The organism is Sporolactobacillus laevolacticus DSM 442 (assembly GCF_000497245.1).
Lineage (GTDB): Bacteria > Bacillota > Bacilli > Bacillales > Sporolactobacillaceae > Sporolactobacillus > Sporolactobacillus laevolacticus.
The window spans coordinates 1-2,733 of record NZ_AWTC01000017.1 but is presented as its reverse complement, the minus strand read 5'-3'; the positions used below and the strand labels follow the sequence as shown (position 1 = coordinate 2,733).

1 rRNA gene is annotated in these 2,733 nt (G+C 54.4%); it reads left to right on the top strand.

Annotated features, from left to right (window positions below):
* Positions 1-2,733, top strand: a 23S ribosomal RNA gene (locus P343_RS33430); the annotation flags it as partial.

Sequence of the window (2,733 nt, the reverse complement as noted above, 5' to 3'; positions counted from 1 at the left end):
TGAATCCATAGGCAGAGTAAGGCAGACCCGGGGAACTGAAACATCTCAGTACCCGGAGGAAGAGAAAGCAAATGCGATTTCCTGAGTAGTGGCGAGCGAAAGGGAAACAGCCCAAACCAAAGGGCTTGCCCTTTGGGGTTGTAGGACACTCCACATGGAGTCAGAAATGCGCGCTTCAGGCGAACGACCTGGAAGGGTCGGCCAGAGAAGGCAAACGCCCTGTAGCCGACGGAGCGCGCACTCCGGAGTGGATCCTGAGTACGGCGGGACACGAGAAACCCCGTCGGAATCCGGGAGGACCGTCTCCCAAGGCTAAATACTCCCCAGTGACCGATAGTGAACCAGTACCGTGAGGGAAAGGTGAAAAGCACCCCGGAAGGGGAGTGAAAGAGATCCTGAAACCGTGTGCTTACAAGTAGTTGGAGCCCCCTTCGGGGGTGACAGCGTACCTTTTGTAGAATGGACCGGCGAGTGACGATTCTAAGCAAGGTTAAGCTGAAGAGGCGGAGCCGCAGCGAAAGCGAGTCTGAATAGGGCGCTTNAGTTTAGGGTTGTCGACCCGAAACCGTGTGATCTACCCATGTCCAGGGTGAAGTTCAGGTAACACTGAATGGAGGCCCGAACCCACGCACGTTGAAAAGTGCGGGGATGAGGTGTGGGTAGGGGTGAAATGCCAATCGAACACGGAGATAGCTGGTTCTCCCCGAAATAGCTTTAGGGCTAGCCTCGGATGAGTGAGACTTGGAGGTAGAGCACTGATTGAATAAGGGGTCCCCACAGGATTACCGAGTTCAGTCAAACTCCGAATGCCAAGCCCTTACGTCCGGGAGTCAGACGGCGAGTGATAAGATCCGTCGTCGAAAGGGAAACAGCCCAGACCGCCGACTAAGGTCCCTAAGTTTGTGCTAAGTGGGAAAGGATGTGACGTTGCCCAGACAACCAGGATGTTGGCTCAGAAGCAGCCACCATTTAAAGAGTGCGTAATAGCTCACTGGTCGAGTGGCGTCGCGCCGAAAATGTAACGGGGCTAAGCACAGCACCGAAGTCGCGGATGACCGTCAGGTCATGGTAGGGGAGCGTTCCAAGGGCATTGAAGATGTGCCGTGAGGCATGTTGGAGCGTTTGGAAGTGAGAATGCCGGTATGAGTAACGAAAAGAGGAGTGAGAATCTCCTCCGTCGAAAGCCTAAGGGTTCCTGAGGAAGGTTCGTCCGCTCAGGGTTAGTCGGGACCTAAGCCGAGGCCGAAAGGCGTAGGCGATGGACAACAGGTTGATACTCCTGTACCACCAATTCACGTTTGAGTGATGGGGGGACGCAGGAAGGTAAGGCGAGCGCACGGATGGAAGTGTGCGTTCAAGCCGNGAGGCTTGCAGCGAGGCAAATCCCGCTGCTTTCGGCCAAACGGTGATGAGGAGGGAACTTAAGTACCGAAGCGCCTGATCCTACACTGCCAAGAAAAGCCTCTAGCGAGTGAAAAGGTGCCCGTACCAAAACCGACACAGGTAGGCAAGAAGAGAATTCTAAGACGCTCGGGAGAACTCTCGTTAAGGAACTCGGCAAAATCACCCCGTAACTTCGGGAGAAGGGGTGCTCGATGGACCTTCGGGTCCTGAGAGCCGCAGTGAAAAGATCCAAGCGACTGTTTACCAAAAACACAGGTTTCTGCTAAACCGTAAGGTGATGTATAGGGGCTGACACCTGCCCGGTGCTGGAAGGTTAAAAGGAGAGGTCATCCTTCGGGAGAAGCTTTGAATTGAAGCCCCAGTAAACGGCGGCCGTAACTATAACGGTCCTAAGGTAGCGAAATTCCTTGTCGGGTAAGTTCCGACCCGCACGAAAGGTGTAACGATTTGGATACTGTCTCAACGAGAGACCCGGTGAAATTATAGTACCTGTGAAGATGCAGGTTACCCGCGACAGGACGGAAAGACCCCATGGAGCTTTACTGCAGCTTGATATTGGATGTGGGTATCGTTTGTACAGGATAGGCAGGAGCCTTAGAAGCCGGACCGCCAGGTTCGGTGGAGGCATCGGTGGGATACTGCCCTGACGATATCGACATTCTAACCCTGGACCGTGATCCGGTTCGGAGACAGTGTCAGGCGGGCAGTTTGACTGGGGCGGTCGCCTCCTAAAAGGTAACGGAGGCGCCCAAAGGTTCCCTCAGAATGGTTGGAAATCATTCGCAGAGTGTAAAGGCACAAGGGAGCTTGACTGCGAGACCTACAAGTCGAGCAGGGACGAAAGTCGGGCTTAGTGATCCGGTGGCACCGCATGGAAGGGCCATCGCTCAACGGATAAAAGCTACCCTGGGGATAACAGGCTTATCTCCCCCAAGAGTTCACATCGACGGGGAGGTTTGGCACCTCGATGTCGGCTCATCGCATCCTGGGGCTGAAGTAGGTCCCAAGGGTTGGGCTGTTCGCCCATTAAAGCGGTACGCGAGCTGGGTTCAGAACGTCGTGAGACAGTTCGGTCCCTATCCGTCGCGGGCGTAGGAAATTTGAGAAGAGCTGTCCTTAGTACGAGAGGACCGGGATGGACACACCGCTGGTGTACCAGTTGTTCCGCCAGGAGCATACGCTGGGTAGCTATGTGTGGACGGGATAAGTGCTGAAAGCATCTAAGCATGAAGCCCCCTTCAAGATGAGATTTCCCATGATTTTAAATCAGTAAGACCCCTTAGAGATGATGAGGTTGATAGGTCTGGAGTGGAAGCACGGTGACGTGTG